This window comes from Ruegeria sp. AF8 (genome assembly GCF_056541825.1).
The window spans coordinates 62894-80786 of record NZ_JBQFYW010000008.1 but is presented as its reverse complement, the minus strand read 5'-3'; the positions used below and the strand labels follow the sequence as shown (position 1 = coordinate 80786).

The 17893-nt window shown below is 59.2% G+C and carries 18 protein-coding genes and 2 pseudogenes; 15 read left to right on the top strand and 5 right to left on the bottom strand.

Annotated elements, in window-relative coordinates:
- Positions 1–33: 33 nt before the first annotated feature.
- The 3 genes from ACR0AO_RS14520 to ACR0AO_RS14510 all read right to left on the bottom strand — a co-directional run bounded on the left by ACR0AO_RS14520 (position 34) and on the right by ACR0AO_RS14510 (position 2270).
- Positions 34–426 carry a nuclear transport factor 2 family protein gene (locus ACR0AO_RS14520; protein WP_480604760.1) on the bottom strand — a complete coding sequence of 131 codons (393 nt, stop codon included), beginning with the start codon at positions 424–426 and terminating at the stop codon, positions 34–36.
- Positions 427–515: 89 nt separating this feature from the next.
- Positions 516–1094 (bottom strand): helix-turn-helix domain-containing protein, encoded by a 579-nt coding sequence (locus tag ACR0AO_RS14515; protein WP_480604756.1) that lies wholly within the window; start codon positions 1092–1094, stop codon positions 516–518.
- Between the two features lie 108 nt (positions 1095–1202).
- A complete protein-coding gene (locus ACR0AO_RS14510) occupies positions 1203–2270 on the bottom strand; it encodes an aromatic ring-hydroxylating dioxygenase subunit alpha (RefSeq protein WP_480604753.1) in 1068 nt (355 codons plus the stop codon).
- Positions 2271–2572: 302 nt separating this feature from the next.
- On the opposite strand from ACR0AO_RS14510, the gene ACR0AO_RS14505 reads away from it, so the two are divergent.
- The 13 genes from ACR0AO_RS14505 to ACR0AO_RS14445 all read left to right on the top strand — a co-directional run bounded on the left by ACR0AO_RS14505 (position 2573) and on the right by ACR0AO_RS14445 (position 15893).
- Positions 2573–3823, top strand: a complete 1251-nt coding sequence (locus tag ACR0AO_RS14505; RefSeq protein WP_480604751.1) for an FAD-dependent oxidoreductase — start codon at positions 2573–2575, stop codon at positions 3821–3823.
- Between the two features lie 15 nt (positions 3824–3838).
- On the top strand, positions 3839–4093 hold the full coding sequence (locus tag ACR0AO_RS14500; protein WP_480604749.1) for a sarcosine oxidase subunit delta: 255 nt from the start codon (positions 3839–3841) through the stop codon (positions 4091–4093).
- The gene (locus tag ACR0AO_RS14495; RefSeq protein ID WP_480604747.1) at positions 4083–6953 is read left to right on the top strand and encodes a 2Fe-2S iron-sulfur cluster-binding protein; all 2871 of its coding nucleotides are present in this window, start codon (positions 4083–4085) and stop codon (positions 6951–6953) included. The genes ACR0AO_RS14500 and ACR0AO_RS14495 overlap by 11 nt, the downstream gene beginning before the upstream one ends.
- 1 nt (position 6954) lies before the next feature.
- Positions 6955–7452, top strand: a complete 498-nt coding sequence (locus ACR0AO_RS14490) for a sarcosine oxidase subunit gamma (protein WP_480604745.1) — start codon at positions 6955–6957, stop codon at positions 7450–7452.
- A gap of 14 nt (positions 7453–7466) precedes the next feature.
- Positions 7467–7880: a RidA family protein gene (locus ACR0AO_RS14485; RefSeq protein WP_480604743.1), complete on the top strand. Its 414-nt coding sequence runs from the start codon at positions 7467–7469 to the stop codon at positions 7878–7880.
- A 92-nt stretch (positions 7881–7972) separates the two neighbouring features.
- On the top strand, positions 7973–8905 hold the full coding sequence (locus ACR0AO_RS14480; protein ID WP_480604741.1) for an AEC family transporter: 933 nt from the start codon (positions 7973–7975) through the stop codon (positions 8903–8905).
- A 190-nt stretch (positions 8906–9095) separates the two neighbouring features.
- Entirely contained in the window at positions 9096–11048 is a 1953-nt protein-coding gene (locus ACR0AO_RS14475) for a multiheme c-type cytochrome (protein ID WP_480604738.1), read from the top strand.
- An 88-nt stretch (positions 11049–11136) separates the two neighbouring features.
- Entirely contained in the window at positions 11137–12306 is a 1170-nt protein-coding gene (gene pobA, locus ACR0AO_RS14470) for a 4-hydroxybenzoate 3-monooxygenase (protein ID WP_480604736.1), read from the top strand.
- An 88-nt stretch (positions 12307–12394) separates the two neighbouring features.
- A complete protein-coding gene (gene pcaC / locus ACR0AO_RS14465; protein ID WP_480604734.1) occupies positions 12395–12772 on the top strand; it encodes a 4-carboxymuconolactone decarboxylase in 378 nt (125 codons plus the stop codon).
- A gap of 49 nt (positions 12773–12821) precedes the next feature.
- Entirely contained in the window at positions 12822–13550 is a 729-nt protein-coding gene (gene pcaH / locus ACR0AO_RS14460) for a protocatechuate 3,4-dioxygenase subunit beta (RefSeq protein WP_480604732.1), read from the top strand.
- 2 nt (positions 13551–13552) lie between these two features.
- Entirely contained in the window at positions 13553–14173 is a 621-nt protein-coding gene (gene pcaG / locus ACR0AO_RS14455; RefSeq protein WP_480604730.1) for a protocatechuate 3,4-dioxygenase subunit alpha, read from the top strand.
- 60 nt (positions 14174–14233) lie between these two features.
- Positions 14234–15070 (top strand): 3-oxoadipate:acetyl-CoA acetyltransferase, encoded by an 837-nt coding sequence (locus tag ACR0AO_RS14450; RefSeq protein ID WP_480604728.1) that lies wholly within the window; start codon positions 14234–14236, stop codon positions 15068–15070.
- A 4-nt stretch (positions 15071–15074) separates the two neighbouring features.
- Positions 15075–15893 (top strand): universal stress protein, encoded by an 819-nt coding sequence (locus tag ACR0AO_RS14445; protein WP_480604726.1) that lies wholly within the window; start codon positions 15075–15077, stop codon positions 15891–15893.
- Positions 15894–16071: 178 nt separating this feature from the next.
- Here the strand turns inward: ACR0AO_RS14445 and ACR0AO_RS14440 are convergent.
- Together ACR0AO_RS14440 and ACR0AO_RS14435 are read right to left on the bottom strand one after the other, a co-directional pair.
- Positions 16072–16631, bottom strand: a pseudogene (locus tag ACR0AO_RS14440) (ornithine cyclodeaminase family protein); the annotation flags it as partial.
- Positions 16632–16647: 16 nt separating this feature from the next.
- Positions 16648–16965 carry a hypothetical protein gene (locus tag ACR0AO_RS14435; protein ID WP_480604724.1) on the bottom strand — a complete coding sequence of 106 codons (318 nt, stop codon included), beginning with the start codon at positions 16963–16965 and terminating at the stop codon, positions 16648–16650.
- Positions 16966–17180: 215 nt separating this feature from the next.
- Here ACR0AO_RS14435 and ACR0AO_RS14430 point away from each other — a divergent pair, with 215 nt between their 5' ends.
- Complete coding sequence (locus tag ACR0AO_RS14430; protein ID WP_480604722.1) at positions 17181–17435, top strand: helix-turn-helix domain-containing protein; 255 nt, start codon at positions 17181–17183, stop codon at positions 17433–17435.
- Positions 17432–17877 (top strand): annotated as a pseudogene (locus tag ACR0AO_RS14425) (IclR family transcriptional regulator). The gene ACR0AO_RS14430 and the pseudogene ACR0AO_RS14425 overlap by 4 nt, the downstream one beginning before the upstream one ends.
- Positions 17878–17893 lie beyond the last annotated feature (16 nt).

The window sequence follows — 17893 nt, the reverse complement described above, 5'->3', positions numbered from 1 at the left end:
CGTACCAGGCAGACGTCCGTCGCTCCAAATGCCTTATCCCCATTCTCGCCCCCAATAGACCGAGGCATGAACGATCAGATCGTCCCGCATGCGATAGGTCGCCGCCATGTGTATCTTTGCCACCTCGCCCGCGCGCAGAGGTCCGGTGACAAAATCGGGAACGTCCTGCCGCGCCTCCGCCGAAAATTGCAGTTCTGTCGCGGTCGCTTCGGGTTTGATCCAGATCTCCAACGGGCTGAGTGTCAGCTTCACGACCGCGCCCGCCGTCTGAAAATAATCGATCAGCGCGTCGCGTCCCTGAAACGATCTGTGCGGGTTCTCGAAGATCGCGTTCGGGTCATAGAAGGTATCCACCAGTTCGACAAAGCGCGCCTCGTTGTGAACCCGGTAATAGTCGTGCCAGTACTGTTCATCCACCGTTCGCATGGCGTCCCCGCAATTGTCATCAGCTACTTGCTGCAAATCAGGGTGCCGTGCCTCACCGGCAAGCTCAAGAACAAAGAACGATATGCCGGTTACGCCGGCCGGGTGGACGTGGTGATGAATTCGACTGCTGGCGAAAGGATTTCCTTGAACCCGTGCGGCAGTTTGGCGTCAAAGCTCAATGTGTCTCCGGGCGACATTTCGAACAACTCCCCGCCGCAGTCATAGGTCGCCTTGCCTTCGATCATGTAGATAAAGACGTAACCTTCGTGCTGATAGCTGGGCAATGTGCCCGAGTTTTCCCGCAATATCCGGATGCGCGAGGCCTGAAAATTGCCGCTGGGCCCGCTGTGTTTGCCCAGCGTCAGGTAATCATGCGCGTGGTCGGGGGTCAGGCGACGCGACGGCAGACCCTGGCCTGTCTTCACGTAATGCACATCCGCAGCACTGTCGCTGTGCGAGAACAGCGCCATCAGCGACACCGAAAGGGCATCTGCCAGCGCCTGCAAGGTGGACAGTGATGGTGAGACATGGCCGTTTTCGATCCGCGAGATCATCGCGGTGGACAACCCCGCCTTGGCGGCAAGCTGGGTGACCGTCAGTGATCTTTCGCTTCGCAGTCGGTTCAGCGTGCGCCCGATTTCCGCGTCTATGCCCGATCCTGCCGCCATGGTTGCTGCCTGTGCCCTTTGCCCACGATTCAACGCGTGCATATTATGGCCGCCCTATCCCGGGGATCAAGAATGCCCGGTGACCACCGCCCGGGTGATGTTGCGGCATCAGACCGCAGCGGCCAGTGCCGTCTGCTCCGCTTCGGCGCGGCGGGCGACCTTTTGGCGAAACCGCATGGCGCCCGCGTCGAGCCCGAGGTTGAGATAAGGCGTCGTCCGCCCGGCCATGCCGGTCTGGACCTCCTCCAGCACCTCCTTGTCCTCGGTAAAGGCCATGACGGCCCCTTCGAACATATGTGTGTCGATGCTTTCGTCCCCGGCATGCTGATTGCGGTGCTGGAACCAGAAATACAGCGAATTCCCCGCGTCTACCGGCGTGATGAAATTGTAAGAGATATTCATGAAGGTTTCGGGCGGCAGGGCCTTGTCCTGACCTCCGGTCCCGGCGGGGGCATAGATCGATTTGTTGATCGCGATCGAGGGAACCCGGCATTCATAGTGCTGCTTGCGGTCGCAATTGGGGCCAAAGCTCAGCAGTGGCGCGTAATAGGGAGCCGGCGGCTCATTCGATATCCAGCGGAAAATCGTGACATGGTCGTCGCCCTCTTCCATCTCAAGCGGGCGGTTGTCTGTTCCCGCCCCGGCAAATGAGGTTACATGCACCCAGGCCACATGGCTGGGGTCGAGCAGGTTGTCGGTGATATAGAGATAGTTGCAGGCCATCGACATCGCGCCCAGCGGGGTGCGTCCCCATTGCGGATTGTCGAAATTTGGGATGTCGATGATGGTGGCGGGGTCGGCCTTGTCTTCGTCGCCCATCCAGATCCACAAAAACCCCCAGCGGTCCACGACCGGATAAGACCGAACCGTGGCGCGTTTGGGGATGGCGCCCTCCTGGGTTGGTGCAGCGACGCAGGCGCCACTGCAATCGAAAGTCAGTCCATGATAGCCGCAGACCACGGTGCTGCCCTCAATCCGTCCGCGTGACAGCGGCAGCTTCCGGTGCGGGCAGGCGTCCTCCAGTGCGATCGGCTCGCCCTGTTCGCCGCGAAAAATCACAACCCTTTCGCCCAGCAACTTGGCTGCCGTCAACTCGCGCCCGAAATCCGCGCTGCGCCCGGCGACATACCAGCAATTGCGAATGAAACTTTCACTGCCAATCAGATCGTTTTGCATAAGGACCTCCGGGGCTGGGTATTCTGGGTTTCGCCACGACGTGCGGTGATTAACTGCCGGTCAAATATTTTCTTACCAAGAAAAAGATTTCCTCGCAAGAGATAGCACAATTTGGACAACAGGGCGCGTCGAATACGTACAAAACGGACACTTCATTGCACAACTGTCTCGAAGCAAGGCCGCTGGAATGAACGATCACATCCGAACCTTCAACGGATCATCCGGTCGTCCAGATCGAAAACGTACCCGAGCCGCTAAAAAATATTGACGAGAAGTTATCAAGAGTAAATAATATAACCATCATGCAAAACTACTCCATCTTTTCTCTCGCAAGGAACGCGCTGACCGGACATCGGAACTGGCCTCGTGCCTGGCGGAGTCCAGCCCTGAAATCTGACTATGATATCATCATCATAGGCGCCGGTGGCCACGGTCTGGCCACCGCTTACTATCTGGCCAAGGAGTTCGGCGTCACAAACGTGGCTGTACTGGAGCGGGGCTGGCTGGGGGGCGGCAACATCGCCCGCAACACTGTCACGATCCGGTCGAACTATATGCGGGACGAATCGATCCCGTTCTACGTCAAGTCGGTGGCGATGTATGACGGGCTTACAAAAGAGCTGAATTTCAACATGATGCACTCCAAGCGCACCATGGTGGATGTTGTGCAGACCTATCCCAAACTGCGCGAACTGCGTCGCCGGCAACTGACCATGGACATCTACGGATCGACCTATGAGCAGATTTCAACCAAGGAGCTGCGCCGCCGCATCCCGGCCTTGACCGGGGGTGGTCCCGATGCCCGGCTGCCGGTGATTGGCGGGATGGTGCACACGGATGCCGCCGTTAACCGGCACGACGCGGTGGCCTGGGGTTATGCCCGGGGGGCAGATGCGTTGGGGGTCGAAATACACCAGCAGACTTCGGTTCTGTCCCTGATCCGTGGTGCGGATGGCCGCATCGAAGGGGTCGAGACCAATCGGGGAACCGTGCGCGCGCCCAAAGTGGCGGTGGCCGTCTCGGGACACACGACGACAATCACCGAAACCGCCGGGCTGAAATTGCCGCTGCGCACCATGAACCTGACGGCCTTTGTCTCGGAACCGGTCAAGCCGCTGGTCGACGTGATCGTCAACTGCCCCGATAGCGGGTTCTATTTCAGCCAGTCCGACAAGGGCGAGATGGTCATCGGCGGCGCGCCCGACATGGGGCAGAGCTTTCGCCGGGACATCAAGCAGCACGTCTTCGAGGATACGGTGACAGCAATGCTGTCACTGTTCCCCAGTTTCAAGAAACTCAAGCTGATGCGGCAATGGGGCGGGCACCTGGACATTGCGCATGATGCCTCGCCGATCATGTCCGCGACGGATATCGAGGGGCTGTTTGTCACGGCTGGCTGGTGGGGCGGGTACAAGGCCATCCCTGCCGGCGGCCTGACGCTGGCGCATCTGATCGCCAGAAACCAGCCGCACCCGCTGATGGCGAATTTTACGCTGAACCGGTTCCGGCACCTGGATTTCGTGATGGAATCCGGCACCACCACGGCCCGCTGAGCGAAAGACAGGAACATGATGAAAATTCCTTGCCCCTTCTGCGGGCACCGAAATGAAAGCGAGTTTATCCATGGCGGGCCCGTCGGCGCTAGTCGGCCCGATCCCAAGACCGCCAGCGATGCCGAATGGGTCGAATACCTGACTGTCGTGCCGAACCCGCTGGGGCCGGTAAGAGAACGCTGGTGGCACGCGCGCGGCTGCGGCACCTGGTTCGAGATCTGGCGCGATACCGCAACCCATGACATCGTGGAGGAATCGGATGGGAAATGAGAACCGTTTTCCCTCGGGTGGCCGGATCAATCGCCAGAGGCCTGTCAGTTTCCGTTTCAACGGCAAGTCCTATCAAGGGTACGAGGGCGACACTCTGGCCTCGGCGCTGTTGGCCAACGGTGTGCGGATCACCGCGCGAAGTTTCAAATACCACCGCCCTCGCGGTATCGTCGGGCATGGGCCGGAAGAGCCGGCCTCGCTGGTGGAACTCGACGGTGCTGATGCCTCGGGCAACAACCCGATCACAACGGTGCCGTTGCGCGAAGGACTGAGTGCCCGTTCAGTCAATTGCTGGCCCTCGCCTGATTTCGATCTGGGCGGTGTCAATCAACTGATCTCGCGGTTCATCCCGGCGGGGTTCTATTACAAGACCTTCAAATGGCCGAACTGGCATCTTTTCGAACCTGCGATCCGTAAATCTGCAGGGCTTGCCGCGGCACCCGGCGCCCCGCCCGCATCGGGCCATTTCGAAGCCCGGCATGCCCATGCCGACACACTGGTCGTCGGGGCCGGACCAGCGGGCCTGCGTGCAGCGCTGGAGGCCGCCCGGGCAGGCAAACGTGTCTTTCTGGCGGATGAAGGCGGCGAGGCCGGCGGCAGCCTGCTGAACCGCGACCTGACTATCAATGGCGCGCCGGCGATGGAATGGGTGAGGGATGCGGTGGCCCAATTGCACGCGATGGAGAATGTCACCCATCTGCAAAACGCAACTGTCTGGGGCTATCGCGAGCACAATCTGCTGATAGTGAACGAACGCACGCCCGAGAATCCCTCGGTCATCGAACGCAATTGGCGGGTTCGGGCAGGTGAGGTCGTGATCGCCACCGGTGCCACCGAACGTCTGCTGGTATTCGGAGACAATGACCGTCCTGGCGTGATGCTGGCCTCTGCGGTGCAGGCCTATGTCAACCGTTACGGGGTGCGTCCGGGGCGGCGCGTGACAGTTTTCACCAACAATAACAGCGCCTACGGCGTCGCCGCTGATCTGGTGTCCAGGGGCGTCACAGTGGCCGCCATTCTCGACAGCCGCCAGAGCGTCCCGCAAGCCGCGCTGGATGCCGTACGGGGTTTGCCGGTCCATAGCGGCACTGTCGCGGCGGGTGTGCGTGGGCGCAAACAGGTCAGGGCCGTCCTGGCGAAACCGCTGAACGGCGGTGCGGATCGTTGGATTGACTGCGACATCCTGGCGCTGTCCGGAGGCTGGAGCCCGAACGTGCATCTGTGGTCGCAATCACGCAGTTCGTTGCGGTTCGACGATACCATCGCCGGATTTGCCCCCGATCAGGCCGTTCAGGTCTGCCGGGTCGTGGGCGCCGCTGCCGCAGAGATGACGCTGGACCGGATAGTCGATGGCGGCGCAGAACTGGATTACGCGGTCGAGCCCCTCTGGCGGGTGGATGTGGATGGGCAGCGCGGCAAGGCGTTTCTGGATTTGCAGAACGACGTGTCGGTGGACGATGTGCATCTGGCATTGCGCGAAGGCTACGACAATATCGAGCACGTAAAACGCTATACCACGGGCGGCATGGGGATCGACCAGGGCAAGACAGGCAACATCAACATCATCGGCACGGTTGCGATGCAACAAGGCCGCCCGCTGCAGGAAGTCGGCACCACCACCTTTCGCTCGCCCTATACGCCGGTATCCTTCGGCGCGATCGGTGGCGTTCGCGAGGGAAGCGTTTTGTTTCCCTATCGCCATACGCCGGTGACCGCGTGGAACCTGAAACAGGGAGCGTTCATGTACGAGGCGGGCGCGCGTTGGCGTCGGCCCGGCTATTTCCCGCGCGGACACGAGAGCTTTCAGCAGACGGTGAACCGCGAATGCCGTGCGGTGCGCGAACGGGTCGGAGTTTATGACGGTTCTCCGCTAGGCACGTTCGAGCTCAAGGGAAAGGATGTCGGCAAGTTTCTCGATTTCATCTACACTAACGTAATGTCCAGCCTGAAACCGGGACAGGGGCGCTATGGGCTGATGCTGTCGGACGACGGACTGATCCTGGACGATGGGGTGACCTTTCGGTTGGACGAACATCGCTGGGTGCTATCAACCTCGACCGGACACGCGGACGCGATGAACCAGCATATGGAAAAGTTGCTGCAAACGGAATTCCCCGACTGGAAGGTGATGATCACCACGGTGACCAGCCAATGGAACAACGCCACGATCTGCGGACCATATGCGCGCGAGGTCCTGCAGGCCATGGGAACCGATATCGACCTGTCGCCCGACGTCTTTCCGTTCATGAGTTTCCGCGAAGGCACCGTGGCGGGCATGCCCGCCAGGGTGATGCGGGTCAGTTTCACGGGTGAGTTGTCCTTTGAGGTCAACGTAGCACCCCGGCACATGCGCGAATTGTGGGACAAGGTTATTGAGGCCGGTGCGCCGTTTGGCATCGAGCCTGTTGGCTCCGAGGCCAACCACGTGCTGCGGGTCGAAAAGGGGTTCCTGTCGCTGGGCCACGAGGTGGACGGAACGGCCGATGCCCATGATCTTGGAATGGGATGGGTGTTGTCCAGGCGGAAATCCGATTATTTGGGCAAGCGCGCCGTTGCTCTGCGGCGGGCTCGGGGCGGCATCCGGCGTGAATTGGTGGGCATTCTGCCGCAGGATCCGAACCGGCAGATCCCGGAGGGCGCGCCGCTGACCCCGGGCGGGCGGAAGCAGGCGACCGAAGGGTTGGTCACCGCTTGCGTCTGGAGCATTGTCTGCGACCGCTGGGTCGGTCTGGCGCTTTTGGAAAATGGCCATGCACGGCATGGAGAAACCGCGCATGTGCGACTGAAGGACGGGTCGATCCCGGTCACTGTTACCAAACCGGTCTTCCACGACCCGGACGGCAAATTATTGAGGTCCTGAAATGAGTTATGACGTACAGATCGCAAGGCAGGGCCTGATCGCGCTGTTCGACCTCAAAGGGACACCCGAAGCGATTGAAAGTTGGGCCGGTGAGGCCCTGCCCAAGTTGCCGGAACAGCCCAACACGCGAACAGAAAGCGATGCCGTCGAGTTGTATCACATCGGACGCCAACACTGGATTGCTCGATCCTCGCTGAATTTGGAAAAGGATCTGGAGGCAAAGCTCAGGCCCGCCGACTGCCCTGCTGACATCAGTATGGTACGGGTTTCTGACACGCTGACCTTTTTTCGCGTAACCGGACCACAGGCAGGCGAGGTAATGTCCATTGCCTGTCCGCTGGATCTGCATGACACTGTGTTTGGCGAGGATGCGGTCACGTTTTCCGAATTATTCGGTCTCAAGGCGCTGGTGATGCGATGCGAGGGCGGATTCGAATTTGCCGTCGAACAGAGTTTTGGTGATATGGTCGCAGACTATCTGGCCCGCGCCACCGCCTGAGAAAAAGAGTGTCAATGGCCCGGACGCATATCCACAAATACCAGACCCGTTATCACGCGCAGGCGACCTATTCCAAGGCGATCCGGGCCCGTGGGGATTTCGTCTTCATGCAAGGCCAGGTCGGGACCTTGCTGGATGGAACCCTGATTGGCGAAGGCGATCCGGGTGCACAGGCGGATCAGGCCTGCCGCAACATAAAACGCTGGATGGAAGAGGCCGGCGGAAGCCTGATGGATATCTGCAAACTCACGGTCTATGTCACCGATATCTCGTATCGGCCTGCCGTATACGCGGCGATCAACCGATGGTTCGAAGGGGTGCATCATTGTTCCACCGGTGTGGTCGTACAAGGGTTGGCCGACCCGTCCCTGCTGGTCGAGATTGATGCAATGGGCGTCATTGACAACGACACTGAGGGGTCGCTTTAAGGGTCTGGCCGCGAGACCGGGGATGAAATGCAATGTACTTCATCCGGTGACCGTTTCCCGTTGTGTTTGACCGAAATCGCCGCTGGATTGACATGCTGACCACGTTGACTTCTATCCTGCCGATCTTTCTGATCATCGCTCTGGGGCTGGCGCTGCGAAAGGGTGGCATTCCCAGCACAGAGTTCTGGAACCTGAACGACAAGCTGGTCTATTGGGTGCTGATGCCCTGCCTGCTGTTCACCAAGATTTCGTTGTCACCCTTGGATAAATCTGCGCTGGGTCTGTATTCAATCACCATTCTGAGCGGGTTTGTGGGTGCGCTGATCTTTGCGGTTGTCAGCGCGCGTCTGATGGGGTTTGCCGCGCCTCAGGCCACGTCGATCCTTCAGGGCAGCGCCCGCCACAACTCGTTCATCGGCCTTGCGTTGGCGGCAAATCTGTTTGGACCCGCGGGATTGGACATTGCCATTTTGGCGACGGCCATTTTGGTGCCCGTCACAAATATCGTGATGGTAGTGATTCTGGTCGCCGCATTGAAAAACAACAAATCCACCAGCCTGCCCGTTGCGATCCTGAGTGAACTGGCGCGAAACCCTTATGTCATCTCGATTGTTCTGGCGATCTGTGCCAATCAACTGATAGGCGACCGAATTCCCGTGGTCCATGATGCGACGGATATTTTGGGTGCAGGGGCCTTGCCGATCACGCTTCTGGCGGTGGGTGCGAATTTGCGGGTGCGCGCGATGGCGGCCAGCGCGTTGCCTCTGATCCTGGCATTTGCGGGGAAAATGGTAGTCTTTCCGGCTACGGTGCTGATTGTCGGTCTGATGATCGGACTGCCGCAGAACGTGCTGCAAATTGCGGTGGTTTATGCGGTGGTGCCAACCGGTGCTGCCTCGTACACGTTGGCCAAACATTTGGGCGGCGACGCGCCTTTGATGGCGGCTATCGTGACGCTTCAGACACTGATTGCCGCGGTAAGTATTCCCGCTTCATTGGCGATTTTGATGCCGTTGATCACCTGATGCGGCGCAGACCGTTTTCGCGGGGGACGATCGGCGGGTTTGCGCACAACGCGAAGCCCGGGACCCAAATATATAAATCCTATAGAAAAAGCTTTGCCGGATGCGCGCCATAGTGGCACCATCCCGTTCAACACACGTTACTTTTTTCGCTGAAGCCTTTCAGAGAAATTTTACCACCAAAAGGACCGCGATGCGCCTGATCACTATCGCCACATTTGCACTCCTGGGCATGGCCACCACAACGCATGCCCAAGTGGATGGATACGTCGGATCGGACAAATGCACCGACTGTCACAAGGCCGAAGCGGAACTGTGGAAAAACTCACATCACGCCAAGGCCTGGACCGAGGCAACGCCGGACAATATTCTGGCCGATTTCGATGGCACCGAGTTCAGATTGGGAGATATGCTGGCGCGGTTTGATGTGGACGAGGATGGCACCCACCGTATCACCGTGACGGAGCGTGACGGGCGGACGACCGACTATCCGGTGCATTCGGTTGTCGGCGTCGAACCTCTTCAGCAATACTTGCTCGAGACACGGCCAGGTCGGCTGCAGAGTTTTGACGTCGTGTGGGACACGGAAAAATCCGAATGGTTCCATCTCTACCCGGATCAGAATGTCCCGCCATCAGATGGTCTGCATTGGACGGGACCTTACAAAAACTGGAACGCGCGCTGCGGCGTTTGCCACTCGACGGGGTATGACGCGGGCTTTGATCTTGGAACCGGGACCTACCGGACAACGCAAGCTGAGATCGGAGTGGGATGCGAGGCATGTCATGGGCCTGGTGCCCGCCACGCGGAATGGGCTGAACGCGACCAGCGACCGGAACGCCCCGCCAATTTCGGATTTTCGGCAGATCTTTCCACACCCGAAGGCCTGATCCAGCAATGCGCCGGTTGCCATTCGCGACGCGAAGCCTTTTTGGCGTCCAGTCCCGAACCCGGCACGGCCTATCACGATGCCTACAACTTGTCGCTTCTGCGGCCCGGGCTGTATTATCCAGACGGGCAAATCCGGGATGAGGTTTATGTCTATGGCTCCTTCCTGCAGTCCAGAATGTACGAAATGGGCGTCACCTGTTCCGACTGCCACGATGCGCACACGGCCGAACTGATCGCCCCGGGCAACGCCGTTTGCACCCAATGCCACAATCCCGATGGAAATCCGCGTTTTTCCAGCCTGCCGCTGGCGGAATTCGACAGCCCCGTCCACCACCGTCACCCTATGGGCAGCCCCGGCGCCGATTGCCGGGTCTGCCATATGACCCAGCAGGTCTATATGGGCAACGACTGGCGTGCCGATCATTCGTTCCGAATTCCGCGCCCGGACCTGACGGCGGAAACAGGGGCGCCGGACGCTTGCACCAATTGTCATTCCGATCAGAGCCCCGCGTGGGCCGCCGCGCGAATAAGCGAATGGTTTCCGGATAGCGACAAGCGCGGACCGCATTTCGGGCAAGTTCTGGCGCGTGCGGAAATTAACCCGGTCCTGGCGTCGGATGACCTGATGGAACTGGCCCGCAGCGACCAGACCTCGGCACTCGTGCGGGCCACGGCGATCTGGCTGATCGGACAGACCGGAGATGCCGAAAAATTCAACGGTATCGCGGAATTGATAGACGCCCCGGACCCTGTCATTCGCGCCGCCACCGTCGAAGCGATGCGCGCGATTTCAGGGTATCAGCGTGTGCAAAAGGTTTCGCCGGCACTGGATGATCCGATGCGCAACGTCAGGATTGCGGCCGCGCGGAACCTGTTCGATGCACCGATTGCTCAGTTGCCCGGCAAAGTTGTCGCATCGCTTCGTAGTGCAATCGGAGAATGGCAAAGCGCCATGGGTGCACGGATGGATTTCCCTGAAACCCACATGCAATTGGGTGGGTTTGCCCTGGTAACACGGAACCTGCCCGCAGCTGAGCTTGCCTTTTCCAAAGCGGTTCAGCTGGATTCCAGGCTTGTCGATGCATGGATCATGCGCATCCGGATCGCTGCCATTTCAGGGCAGGAGGACCGGGTGCGGTCCCTGATCGCGGCGGCCCGTCAGGCCAATCCCGGCGACCTGAGGCTGGAAAACCTGATCGCGCAAATGACCGGCGCCGAAATGGATCTGTTGCCACCAGCGGCAGAGCCTGACTAACAGCGGGATTCGGGAGGAATAATAAGATCATTTTACATTGGTGTTCGGGGCAAGCATTATCTGGTCCAGCGATTTGGGGAGGATTGCAATGCGCACGCAAGTCACCATCATTGGCGGTGGCCCGTCGGGGCTGTTATTGGCCCAGCTTCTCCACCGAAAAGGTATTGATACGATCGTTCTGGAACGGAAGACCAAAGACTACGTGCTGAGCCGCATTCGCGCCGGTATTCTGGAGGTCGGCTTTGTCGAACTGATGCGCGAGGCCGGCGTGTCGGAGCGAATGGACAGGGAATGCTTTGTGCATGACGGCGCCGTGATTTCCTATGGCGGAACGGAATTCAGCATCAATTTCAAGGAGCTGACCGGCAGTCACGTTGTCGTCTATGGCCAGACCGAATTGACCCGTGATCTTTATGATGCCCGCGCGGCAATGGATGGCAAAGTCGTTTTCAACGCTGAAAATGTTACAATTCACGGGGCGGATACCGAAACGCCCTGTGTGAGCTACACAGAAGATGGCACCGAGCATCGCATCGACTGCGACTATGTCGCCGGCTGCGATGGATTCCATGGGGTCAGTCGTCAGAACATTCCGCTGACGGTGCGGCGCGAATACGAAAAACTCTATCCTTTCGGGTGGCTCGGGGTTTTATCCGAAACCCCTCCGGTCAATGACGAACTGATCTATGCCGGGTCGGATCGTGGTTTTGCCCTGTGTTCGATGCGCAATGAAAACCTCAGCCGGTACTACATCCAGTGTCCCCTGTCCGACAGCCCCGACGACTGGACTGACGCGGCATTCTGGGCCGAGCTCAAGCGGCGCATTCCGGAAGAATATGCCAATAAACTGGTGACCGGCCCGTCGATCGAAAAATCCATTGCGCCGCTCAGGTCCTTCGTTGCCGAACCGATGCGTTGGGGGCGATTGTTCCTGTGCGGGGATGCCGCCCATATCGTACCCCCGACCGGCGCCAAGGGGTTAAACACCGCGGCAAGTGATATCCACTATCTCTACCATGGATTGATCCAGTTCTACGAGGAGGGGGACACTGAAGGTATCGACCGCTATTCGGAGAAGGCATTGGCCCGTATCTGGAAAGCCGAACGTTTCAGCTGGTCCACCACCAACCTTTTGCACCGGTTCCCGTACCAGAATGAGTTCGACCTCAAGATGCAGCAGGCGGATATAGATTTTTTGCGGGAAAACCGTGAGGCGCAGTCGGTCTTTGCGCAGAACTATGTGGGGTTGCCATACTGATGCGGATGGAAAGCCAGAACCGGGTTCGGTTGCATTGGCCCGCCGAATGTGACGGTCATCCGACCGAAGTTCCAAAGGAGATGCCCGGATGAACGACCGATACCGGAACGGAATGGACGTACGCAGAAGGATTCTGGGCGATGCACATGTCAGCCGCGCCGAGGCGGCAAAATCGGAACTGGACGAAGCGTTCCAGACACTGATCACCGAAGGGGCGTGGGGCACAGTTTGGGCGTCGGACGGGATCAGCGACCGAGAACGCTCGATGCTGACACTGGCCCTGCTTGCGGCGCTGGGGAACTTCGAGGAAATCCCGATGCACATCCGGGCCACGGCCCGGACAGGGGCCAGCAAGCAGGATGTGCTGGAATCGTTTCAGCATGTGGCAATCTATGCCGGAGTGCCACGCGCCAACCATGCGCTGAAGCTGGCGAAACAGACCTATGACGAGATGGAAGAGAAATGACCGGAAACGCGCGCGCAATCCTGGACATGCAAGGAGGAGGAGCCCGATCATGTTGAAACCAGGCGAGTTCTATCAACGGGACCGCGAATGGCATCCCCCGGCCCTTACCCGGAACTATAAGACCAGCGTATCCCGTTCACCGCAATACTCACTGATCTCACTGCAAAACTCGATTGGCGAGATCACCGGCCCGGTCTTTGGTCACAATGACATCGATCCGCAGGACAATGATCTGATCTATAACTACGCCCAACCCGGCGAAAGCGCCATTGGCGAGCGTATCATCCTGCACGGCCGGGTACTGGATGAAAATGGCCGTCCTGTTCCCAATACCCTGGTCGAAATCTGGCAGGCAAATGCCGGTGGGCGCTACCGGCACAAGAAGGACACTTATCTCGCCCCTATTGACCCGAATTTCGGCGGTTGTGGCCGGACCTTGACCGACGAGAACGGGTATTATTTTTTCCGAACGGTCAAACCCGGCGCCTATCCCTGGCGCAACTGGGTCAACAGCTGGCGGCCCGCGCATATCCATCTGTCGGTTTTCGGCACCGCTTTCGCGCAACGCCTGATTACCCAATGCTATTTCGAAGGCGATCCGCTGATCCCGAAATGCGCGATCATCAACACCATACCCGACCCGGACGCGATTGAGCGCCTGATCGCGCCTTTGGACCTGAACTCGACCATCCCGCTCGATTCAATCGCCTATAAATTCGACATCGTGCTCAGAGGGCGCCGTTCGACCCTTTTCGAAAATCGTCTGGAAGGGAACTGACCATGCCGCAGGACCTGAACTATCTCAAGGAAACTCCGTCACAGACGGCCGGGCCATACGTTCATATCGGCCTGGCGCCAGGGGCCGCCGGATTTGACATCTACAAACAGGAACTTGGGCACGACATCGCAGGCCCGAACGCAAGCGGAGTGCGCATTCGCGTCGAGGGCGTTGTCATCGACGGCACCGGCAGCCCGATCAAGGACGTGCTGCTGGAGGCATGGCAGGCAAATGCCGATGGTCACTATGCGCACCCGGAAGACGAAGGCGAGGTCGAAGACGGGTTCCGCGGCTGGGGCCGCGTCATCACCGATTTCGAAACCGGAGAATGGGGGTTCGACACGATCAAACCCGGACCGACCCAAGGGCGCAACGTCGGCATTCAGGCCCCGCATATCAATCTGTGGATTGTGGCCCGCGGCATTAATGTCGGTCTGAACACGCGCCTGTATTTCGAAGACGAAGCGCAAGCCAACGCCGCTGACCCGGTGCTGAACCTGATCGAGTGGGAACGTCGCCGCACGACCCTGATTGCGAAACGCACCGAACGGGACGGGCAGGCGATCTATCGTTTTGACATCAAGCTTCAGGGCGAGGACGAAACCGTTTTCTTCGATATCTGAGCCAAATGATCCGTCATCCGGAATGGCCCGGTTGACGCACATGTCAACAAGAGCCGGCGAATGACCAAACCTTGCATCATCTGCGTTGCCATCACCGGATCACTGCCGACCAAGGCCAACAATCCGGCAGTGCCGATCAGCGTGACGGAACAGATCGAAAGCACCCATGAAGCTTTTGAGGCCGGGGCGTCGATCGTCCACGCTCATGTGCGCAATGACGACCAGACACCAAGCTCGGACCCCGAGAAATTCGCGCGCCTCAAGGAAGGGGTGGAAACGCATTGCCCCGGGATGATCATTCAGTTCTCAACCGGCGGCCGGTCGGGCGCGGGCAGAGCACGGGGCGGAATGCTGCCGCTTGCACCTGACATGGCCTCATTGTCGGTCGGCTCGAACAATTTTCCCACGCGGGTTTACGAAAATCCTCCGGATCTTGTGACCTGGCTGGCGGGTGAAATGCGGCAATACAATGTAACTCCGGAAGTGGAAGCTTTTGACCTCAGCCATATTCTGCAGGCCATTCGAATGCACGGCGAGGGTGTTCTGCCCCGGAAGCTGTACGTGCAGTTCGTTATGGGCGTAAAGAATGCCATGCCCGCCGACCGCGACGTGTTCGACTTTTACGTGAAAACCATGCAAGACCGTGCGCCCGATGCCGAATGGTGCGCCGCAGGCATTGGCCCAAACCAGATTATTGTCAACGAATGGGCCATCGCCGCCGGTGGCCACACCCGCACCGGTCTAGAAGACAACGTTCGGCTTGACCGAGACACACTGGCACCTTCCAATGCGGCGCTGGTTCGGCGTACGGTCGAACTGTGTGACCGGCATGAGCGCCCAGTGGCTACCTGGCGGCAGGCACGGGAGATATTGCAACTTTCACCGGCTAGAGATTGAAACGATGACCACCCGAAACATCCTTTGCACCTATAACGGCAAGGACACCGCTATCAGCAGTCTGCGCTATGCCATCAAGATCGCCAAGCATCATGATGGATGGCTGACGGGCATCATACGACACGGACGCCCGCTGTTGCAGACGCGTTTCGGCGGGCAGATACCGCTTGAGATCATCAAGACCGTGCATGAAAACGATGCGGCCCGAATTCGTGGAGTTGCAGAGAGGTTCGCGCGCGAAACCGCCGCCGCCGGATTTTCTGAACGGGCGGAATTTGTCGAGATCGAAGATGAGGAAAGCGTTGCTCTGAGTAAATATGCACGCAGTTTTGACCTTGTTGTCACGGGTGTCCCAGAGAGTGATGTGACCGCAACCCATCTTGCGGCCAACCCTGACATGATAGCCTTGCAAAGCGGGCGCCCGATACTGATCGTTCCCGACAAATATGAAAAAGAGGGCTTGGCGGATCATGCGATTGTTGCATGGGATGGCAAACGCTCCGCCGCTCGCGCCCTTGGCGATGCCATGCCGATCCTTGAAGAAAAGGCCAAGGTCACCGTGCTTTGCGTGGCCAAGGCCGCCCCTGACGGCACCGACCTGCTGCTGAGGAACCTTGAAAGACATGGTATCAGGGCCGAACTGATAGTACGATCCAGAGAGCGATCTGTCGGCCAGACAATTCTGCGGGCAACGAACGAGGTCGGAGCGCAGCTGATTGTCATGGGCGCTTACGAGCACAGCAAGTTCTCTCACGAGTTCTTTGGCGGGGCGACCACCGACGTGATCGCCGGTGCCGACGTGCCGGTGTTCATGTCGCACTAGACGTCCGGCCCAATGGTTCGTCCCGTCGATTGACCGCCGGGGTTTGAACATCCTGCCCGGCATCTTTGAAAAGGGCATCAGCGGTTTCGGTCCCGGTCGCAATGCCGTGGACCGAAGCGCGGGTTCGGAACGGGCCATCTTGTCGAACGTTCCATTGGATGGGACCTGTTTGGAGTGTTCACAAGACAGCCGTTCCCGCCAAGCCGCGTTCCTGTGCCAGCCGCGCCGCCACTGATGCTACGGCGAGATCCTGCAATCCGACGCCCGTTCCGTGGAATAGTGTGATCTGGCTGTCACTGGTGCGCCCCGGTTTGTCGGCGTTGATTAGATCGCCGATCGACGTGATGTCGTTGCCGGCAATCAACCCTTATGCCGTCGCGTGCTGCGCCTCGCCTACGGTGATGGATTGGGCGATCTCGTCGGTGAAGACAGAGGCCGCGGCGTCGAGAGCAGCGTCGACCTCTTGCTTGCCTTTGGTGTCGGTGCCCACGCAGGCGGTATGGGTGCCGGTTATATTCAGTCCTTCATCAGCAACGGTTCGAAGGCCGAGGTGATGGTGATTATGACATCGGCCTGTGCGCCCAGTGCCTCTTGCATGACGGGCCCGAACGCGAGGCCCAGGTCTTCGGCCAAGACGCCGAGGCGGAGCAGCATTTCAGGATGAGGATCCCAAGCGACGACCTTGTCGAATTCGCGCTGTTCGGCGGCCGCGCGCAACTGGAAAGCGGATCGGTGGCCGTTTCGCTATGGGTGGTCAGAACGGTCTTGATCTTGTGGCCTTTGTCGGCGGGCGCGCCGCTGCCCCAGGGCATTCGTTGATCTGGACGTCCAGCCCGTGCCGCTGGCACAGGTCGATCCAGCGGTGGCTGAACATGCCGTAGCGTGCGACCAAAATCTTGTCGCCGGGGCTGAGCGTGTTGGAAACCACCGCCGCCCAACCGCCGGTGCCACTGGCGGGAAATGTGATGACCTGGTCTTTGGTGGTGGCAAAGACCTTTTTGGTATCCTCCAGAACCGGCGCAAAGGTTTCCACGAAATCCGGCGCGCGGTGGTCGTGGGTCTGGGCCTGCATTGCAAGACGCAGCCGATCCGGGATGTTGGTCGGGCCGGAAATATAGACAGGGTTCTGGTCGGACAGGGGAGGTATCTTCTATTGCTTGTGGCGACTCAGAAACGCCCACGCGGGCGGCCAAAGTTATCTTTTTCGGACAGCAGTTCAGCCACGTTGCATCCCTGGACCGCGCGCTTGGGTTGCTGGTTGCCGTAGCAAACGTGGGGCGGGCAACATTGACCTACCTGTCGCTTCGTCTGGACATTCCACCAGCCACCATTCATCGGATTCTGGCCACGCTGCAAAAGAAAGACTTCGTTTCCTTCGACGAGATTATGCAGGAGTGGATGATTGGATTTGAAGCTTGCCGCACAGGATCGGCCTATCTGCATCGCACGAGTATGACCGAGATCGGGCAACCGGACATGCGGGCGTTGATGGAAAAGACCGGGGGAACGGCCAACCTGGCAGTCCCGACGGGGCGCAAGTGATTTTCATCGATCAGGTCGAGACGCGCAATTCGGTGCGGGCATTTTTCCCGCCGGGACCGCGCACGGCGATGCATGCGTTGGGCACGGGCAAGGCCATCCTGGCAATGCTTGAAGACCGCGAAGTCAAAACCTGCTGAAGGGGGCGGGCCAGACCGCGTTCGCCGAGCACACTCGCGCGGATCCCGAAGATCTGTTTGAGGACCTGGCCGAAACACGACGGCGCGGTTGGTCATTTGACGCGGAAGAGCGTTATGACAGCATATCCTGCATCGGGAGCGCCATTTTTGATGAGACGGGGCAACCTTGCGCCGGGATTTCGATTTCAGGCCCCAGTAGCCGATTTTCGGTCGATTCAGTCGATGCCTTCGGCAAGGCGGTCGCCGAGGCTGCTGCGGAAATCACCCAAAAATTCGGTGGACTCATCGGGCCGCAGGCAAAATAAACCCCCGGAGAAACTC